The 5,670-nt window shown below is 73.5% G+C and carries 3 protein-coding genes and 1 pseudogene; 2 read left to right on the forward strand and 2 right to left on the reverse strand.

Annotated features, from left to right (window positions below):
* Positions 1–301: 301 nt before the first annotated feature.
* Both AB0M20_RS23970 and AB0M20_RS23975 read left to right on the forward strand, forming a co-directional pair.
* Entirely contained in the window at positions 302–1,036 is a 735-nt protein-coding gene (locus AB0M20_RS23970) for an ABC transporter ATP-binding protein (protein ID WP_364301659.1), read from the forward strand.
* On the forward strand, positions 1,033–3,414 hold the full coding sequence (locus tag AB0M20_RS23975; RefSeq protein ID WP_364301661.1) for an FtsX-like permease family protein: 2,382 nt from the start codon (positions 1,033–1,035) through the stop codon (positions 3,412–3,414). Before AB0M20_RS23970 ends, AB0M20_RS23975 begins: the two co-directional genes overlap by 4 nt.
* Before the next feature lie 56 nt (positions 3,415–3,470).
* Here AB0M20_RS23975 and AB0M20_RS23980 read toward each other — a convergent pair whose 3' ends face one another.
* Positions 3,471–4,907 carry a dynamin family protein gene (locus tag AB0M20_RS23980; RefSeq protein ID WP_364301663.1) on the reverse strand — a complete coding sequence of 479 codons (1,437 nt, stop codon included), beginning with the start codon at positions 4,905–4,907 and terminating at the stop codon, positions 3,471–3,473.
* A 91-nt stretch (positions 4,908–4,998) separates the two neighbouring features.
* A pseudogene (locus AB0M20_RS23985) lies at positions 4,999–5,670 on the reverse strand (hypothetical protein); the annotation flags it as partial.

Below are 5,670 nucleotides of genomic sequence, written 5' to 3' on the forward strand. Positions count from 1 at the left end.
GTGACCCCCGCGGGCTCCCGCCAGCCGGAGGCCGGCGGCACCGGCCGCTCCTCGGCCGCGAACAAGCAGAGCGCGCCGACCAGAACCGCGTGGAGCACATCGAGCAGCTGCAGCTGCACCGGGGAGAGCGGGCGCAGCAGCAGCGGAGGTCTGGTGGTCGTGGCCGTCACAACGCCGACAGTAGCGACGGCGACCGGCCCGCGCGTCCTACCGGGGTACGTCATGCCACGGTATAGCGCCGCCCCGAAAAGCATGCCGTGGCAGGACGTATCCGCGGCCCGCGACGCCGATCGTGGACGCCATGACTTCAGCCATGGTCTCCGTACGTGACCTGAGCCGCGACTACGGCACCGGCGCACAGCGCGTAAGCGCGCTCACCGATGTGTCCTTCGACCTCGACCGCGGCACCTTCACCGCGGTGATGGGACCGTCGGGCTCGGGCAAGTCGACCCTCCTGCAGTGCGTCGCCGGCCTCGACCGGCCCACGTCCGGCGCCGTCACCGTCGACGGTGTGGAGCTGACGGCCCTCGACGAGACGGCGATGACGGTATTCCGCCGCGACCACATCGGCTTCGTCTTCCAGGCGTTCAACCTGATCACGTCGCTCACCGCGGCGCAGAACGTCGCGTTGCCCGCGCGGCTCGCCGGTCGTCGCCCCGACCCGGCCGACGTCACGCGCGCGCTCGACGCGGCCGGCCTCACCGATCGCTTCGGCCACCGCCCGAGCGAGCTCTCCGGCGGCCAGCAGCAACGGGTGGCGCTCGCCCGAGCGATGTTCAACGAGCCGGCGGTGTTGTTCGCCGACGAGCCGACGGGCGCGCTGGACGCCGGCTCGTCCCGCCATGTGCTCGATCTGTTGCGCCGGCTGGTGGACGACCGTGGTCAGACCGCGCTGATGGTCACGCACGATCCGGTCGCCGCCGCGATGGCCGACCAGGTGTTCTTCCTGGCCGATGGCCGGCTGGCCGACCGCATGCCGGCGACCGGCCCAGCGGCCATCGCCGCGCGCATGACGTCCGTGGAGATGGCGTCGTGAGCGTCCGTGACGGCGTCGGCACCGCCCTGCGGCTCAGCCGGCGGCGAGCCGGAGCGGTCGTCGCCGTGTTGCTCGGCACCGCCATCGTCACGGCGACCTTGACGCTCCTGGCATCGGCCACGCCCGTGCCACCGGCACGCTTCGGTGCGGTCGCCGCCGCCGTGCAGAGCCCGGCGGTGAGCACACCGGCGGATCCCTTCCCGGAGAGCCGGCCGTGGTCGCCGGCGGAGGCGGAGGCTCTGCGATCCGGCCTGGCACGGGCGCCGGGCGTGACCGCGGCGGTGTCCGACCGCACGTTCTACGCCCAGCCGGTGATCGGCGGCCGGCCATGGCACATCGACTCGGGGCACGGATGGACGAGCGCCGCACTCGCCCCGCACGGGCTGGTGGCGGGCCGCGCTCCGGCCGCGGACGGTGAGCTGGTGCTCGGGCGGTCCGCCGGGGCCGGCGTGGGCGGCACGGTGACCGTGCTGACCGCGGAGGGACCGGCGCCGTGGGTCGTCGTCGGCCTGATCGACGCGGACGCGGTGTACACCTCCGATGCCGTCGCGGCCCGGCTGTCGCCCGGCGTCCGGGTCATCGCGCTGCTCGGCGATCCGCGGCTGCCGCCGATCGGGTCGGCGGGGACCGTCCTGAGCAGCGACGAGTTGGGAGCGTTGGAGCCGCGGGCGGACGCGCGGACCCGATGGATCGGCATGCAGGTGGTGACCGCGATGGTCGCACTCGCGTCGTTCGCCTGCGTGTTCATCATCGCCTCGACGTTCGCGTTGTCGGTCCGTCAGCGGCGGCGTGAGCTGGGCATGCTGCGGGCGGTCGGCGCCACACCACGGCAGGTCCGGCGGATGGTGCTGCGTGAGGCGGCGGCCGTCGGCGTGGTGGCGTCGGTGGCCGGATCGATCGTCGGTCTGCTCGCCGCGCCGCTGCTCGGCCCGGTGCTGGTCGATGCCGGTTTCGAGCCGTCGACCTTCGTCGCGCGGCCGCACCTGTGGCCGATCGCGGTGGGCATCGCGGCCGGTCCGGTCATCGCCGTGCTGGGCAGCGCGGTCGCGGCGCGCCGGGCGGCCGGGGTGAGCCCGCTCGAGGCGCTTCGCGAGGCGGCGGTGCAGACCCGGCCGATGACGCGTACGCGATGGATCGTCGGTGGCGCCTTCGCGGCGGTCAGCCTGGCCACCGGGCTGGCGACGACCCTCACCGACGAGATGCGTGATCTGGCGACCTATTCGCTGCTCTCCGCCATGTCGGCGGTGGTCGCTGCAACCCTGCTCGCGCCGGTGGTGGTCCCGCCGGTGGTGCGGCTGGTCCTCTGGCCCCTACGCGGGCCGATCGCGATGGTGGCTCGGGAGAGTGCGCTGACCGCCGTCGGCCGCACCGCCTCGATCGCGGCACCGGTGCTGCTGACGATCGCCTTCGCCGTTTTCATCGCCGGCAACGTGAAGACGTCGTCGCAGGCCTTCGCCGATCGGCGCGCGGCACAGGTGCAGGCCGGTGCCGTCCTGACACCGGACGGCACGCCGGGGCTGACGGATGCCGCGGTGTCGTCCGCAGCGGGCGCCGCCATATTGCCGACCGACGTCTACGTCGGCGACTCGGTGGCCCGGGTCATCGGTGTCGATCCGAGCATGGCGACGGTCCTGGCGGGTCTTCGTGACGCCGCGGGCCGGCTGTCCGGCGACGCCGCGATCGTCACGGAGAGCCGGGCCGCGCAGTCGAGGGTGAGGACCGGCCAGACGCTGACCGTGCGCTTCGAGGACGGGCAGGACCGGCAGTTGAGCATCGTCGGCACGGTGCCCGACAGCGCGGTGCCGGCGGAGTTCGTGTTGTCGCGTTCGACCGTGCGGGCTCACGACCCTTCGGCGCTCGCCTCGGCGGTGCTGCTGCCGGAGGGCCGGGCTCCGGCGCCGCCGGTGGGCAGCCGGGTGATCAGCGTGGACGAGTTCGCTCGGAGCGCGGACGCCAACGAGGACCATCTGGTGTGGACGTTCACCGTGCTGCTCATCGCGGTTTCGGTCGGATACGGGCTGATCTCGGTCGCGAATACCCTGATGATGGCGACCGCGGGACGCGCCGGCGACCTGCGGCTGCTGCGGCTGGCCGGCGCGACCCCGAGGCAGGTGCTGCTCGCGGTCGCGACCGAGTCGGCGGTCATCGTCGTGATCGGGTCGCTGATGGGCTTGGCCGCGGCCGAGCTGGCGCTCTGGGGCTCGGCGCGGGGCCTGAGCGCCCAGATCGGCCAGGAGGTGGCATCGGTGTTCCCGTGGACGCAGGCCTCCGCGGCAGTGGCGGCGTGCCTGCTGCTGGCCGTGCTGGCGAGCATCGGCCCGGCCGCCCGGTGGTCCCGCCGCCCGGCGCTCTCGGCCCCGGATTTGACAACTGCATAGAGCCGATCAGGCCTACGGACGCAGGCCGTGCGCGGAACGCGGGCGCGTGGTGGAGGTCAGCGGTCGGGGGTGAGCGTTGTCGCGAGGATGCCTTCGCAGGTGCGCATTGCGGCGCGGGCCGCGGTGCGTAGCTCTCGCGCCGAGAACGGATGCTCGCCGATCGCCTGCCAGCGGGCCAAGGCCGTCTGGGCCGCCGATGCGATGCGGTGGGGTGGGGCTTCGGCCGGAAGTCCCAGCCGGTGGTGCGGCGCGCCGCCCGCGCCGCCGAGCAGCATGTCCATCTCGGTGAGCTGCTCCTCCGTGCCGGGCAGCCGGCCGGAGCGCAGGAGGTGGAGCAGGCGCAGTTCGACGAATTCGTGGGCGCTGGCCTTGATGCGTTCGGCCTCGGCGGCCAGCATCGACTCCGCCGGGACGCACTCGTCGATGACCGCCAGGGCGGAGCGGGCCTTCAAGACTTCGCTGCGGCCCACGAACTGTGCGGTGAAGACGTCGCGCAGGCGGTCGATGCCGCTGTGCTCGGTGAGCGCCCGCGCCAGGTCTGCGGAGTCGCGGACGATGTTCTCCCGGATCAGGCGCACCGACAGGCGTACGCCGAAGAGGCCCAGCCGGTTGAGCACGTGCTGCCGGCCCGGGGCGGACGAGGCGAACCGGTCCGCCGTCAGCAGCAGCTCCACCACGTCGGACATCGGCTCGGCGGCGACGGCGGCGAGCGTGCGGAACTCGTCCTCGCGCAGCGTCGCACCCGCCGCGCCGAGCAGGCCCGCCACCGGGACCACCACCGGGCAGAGGCGACGCAGCCGCTCGTCGGTCGCGTATCTGGCCGCGACCCGGGCGGCCGCCTCCATCGCGTCCAAGCGGCAGCCGCCGATCTCGTCGGCCCGGGAGAGCACGCCGACGGCGTTCACCGGGGTGCCGTTGGCCATCCCGTCGCCGTGGAACGACTCGAGGAAGCGGACGTCGCTGCCGTGCATGTGGCGCAGCAGGTAGATCACCGCGTCGGTCTGGGCGGCGCGTTCGCCCTCGGCCTCCATGAATGCCATCGTGCGCAGCGAGACATCCGTCGACAGCGACGCGATGCCCGGCGTGTCGATCAGGGTGTGCTGGCGCAGGCGGGCGCTGGGCACACGCACCTCGAGGTGGTCGACGTCGGCGGCCGGGCGGCCGAGGTCGATCTGCACGGCGCCGCGGACCCGCTGGAACGGGCGCTGCTCGGCGGCGCCGCCCTTGAGGTGGGCGGTGACCGAATAGGTCGGCCCGTCGGCATACCAGGTGACGATCCGCGTGCACTCGCCCGCGTCGGTGGCCGCCAACTCCTCGCCGACCAGCGCGTTGAGCAACGTCGACTTGCCCGCTTTGATCTTGCCGGCGATGGCCACCCGCAGTGGCTCGTCGACCCGGCGCCGGGCTTCGGTCAGCCGGCCGCGCAGACTCGGGTCGGTGCTCTCGGCCAGAGACCGGTCGAGCAGCGTCCGCACTTCGTCGAGCAGGCTCATGCCGCCTCCGCCCCACGGCGACGATCCGCCGGCTCAGGCGCCACAGACGCCAAGCAACCCGAGGCAGACATCGCAGACACCGGCGAGCCGCTCATGCCAGGTGGTCCAGACGACGGCGCTGTTCGGCCAGCGTGGCTGCCCGCTCCCGGCGCTCCGGCTCCGGCAACGCCGCGGTTTCGCGTACCGCCGCCGCCGTGGCCGCCGCCGACCTCTCCACCGCCAGCGCTCTCGCGCCGAACTCGTCGCGCAGGAAGCGCTGCGTGCGCCGCACCGCCTCCCGCGAATCGCGTCCCACGTGGAAGGCGACGTCGTCGACGTAGCGGCGCAGCTCCTGCTTCGCCTGGGCCCGGCGGTGCTGCACCTGGCGCTCGCGCTCCGCCCGCACCAGCCGCCGGCCCAGCGTCATGCCCGCCAGCAGGCCCAGCGGCGCCGCGATCGCCACGTTGAAGAGCGCGCCGACCGCGCCGAGCATGTAGAAACCGCCGTAGGTGACCCGGGCCGCGGTGAAGGCGCCGAGGAACTGCTGCATGCCCGACTTGTGGAAGCTCACGTCGAGTCCATCGATCTTGCGGAGGGCGAGGTCGGGCGACGGCAGGTCGACGTCCAGGCTGTCGTACTCGATGTCGAACCGCTCGGCCACGTCGCGCGCGAGCTCCTCGCAGCGACTGACCAGCAGCATCAGGTTGTCCACCGCGGCCGCGGTCGCCTCCCGCGCCGCCCACGCCTGGAAGTCGCGCCACGTGTCGCGCGGGTCCGACTCGTC

The sequence above is a fragment of the Actinoplanes sp. NPDC051633 genome, assembly GCF_040681735.1.
Classification (GTDB): Bacteria; Actinomycetota; Actinomycetes; order Mycobacteriales; family Micromonosporaceae; genus Actinoplanes.

What these genes read in the sequence shown, in the direction of transcription:
- AB0M20_RS23980 (WP_364301663.1), bottom strand. Translation starts at nt 4,907, where the DNA reads ATGAGCCTGCTCGACGAAGTGCGGACGCTGCTCGACCGGTCTCTGGCC.
- AB0M20_RS23970 (WP_364301659.1), top strand. Translation starts at nt 302, where the DNA reads ATGACTTCAGCCATGGTCTCCGTACGTGACCTGAGCCGCGACTACGGC.